Source organism: Burkholderia sp. HMSC10F09, assembly GCF_001806955.1.
GTDB classification, from domain to species: domain Bacteria; phylum Pseudomonadota; class Gammaproteobacteria; order Burkholderiales; family Burkholderiaceae; genus Burkholderia; species Burkholderia multivorans.
This window is the reverse complement of the sequence record NZ_KV786770.1, coordinates 1-791: the sequence shown is the minus strand read 5'-3', so window position 1 is coordinate 791 and position 791 is coordinate 1. Positions and strand designations below refer to the sequence as shown.

1 protein-coding gene is annotated in these 791 nt (G+C 70.5%); it reads right to left on the bottom strand.

Annotated elements, in window-relative coordinates; all coding sequences use genetic code 11:
- Positions 1-791, bottom strand: a 791-nt coding sequence (locus tag HMPREF3115_RS17725) for a DUF3108 domain-containing protein (RefSeq protein WP_141751693.1), incomplete at both ends; no start/stop codon positions are given.

Sequence of the window (791 nt, the reverse complement as noted above, 5' to 3'; positions counted from 1 at the left end):
CGGCGGCCGATGCCGCGGCGGCCGATGCCGCGGCGGCCGATGTCGCGGGGGCCGGTGCCGCGTCGGCGGGCTTGTCGGGCGGTGCGAGCGGGCCGTGCCATAGCAGTTCGATCTGCGCACCGTTCGGCTCGGTCTGCACGAGCCGCACCGGCAGCCAGCCGACCGACGGCGCGAGCCACATGTCGATGCGTCGCGTGTCGCCGTCGCGGCGCGGTAGCCGCATGAAATGGCGCGCCTGCACGATGCCGCCCTGCGTCTGCACCGATTCGTCGCCGATCACCGCGATCGGCCAGTTCTCGCCGCTGTTGTTGTCGATCACGAAGAACTGCTGCGTGACGCCCGGCTTGTACGCGGACGGATTGCCGCGCACGAGGCTCGACAGCTGGATCAGCATGCTGAAGCGGTCCTGCACGCCGTCGGGCAGCGGCGCGTTGTTCGGCGTGCGCGTGAATACGACCTGATGCTGCTCGCGATTGAAGACCGCGATGTCCTCGGGCCGCCGGCCGCGCTTTTCGACGTAGCGGTCGGGCGCGAGGCCGAAGGCGTCGATGCGGCCCTCGCTGCGGTAGTCGAACGGCCCGATGAACGGCACGGGCATCGACACCGACAGATCGTACGTGCGTCCGTCGGTGCGCCAGTGGATCGTACCGATCATGTTTTGCATCCCGTTGTAGAACGTGTCGTATTGCAGGTCGCCGGACGGCGGCACCGCGAACTTCACGCCGTGCGTCGCGGGGCCGGGCGTGGCCGCGCCGCTTGCGCCGGCGGGCGCCGATGCGGGCTGCGCCGAC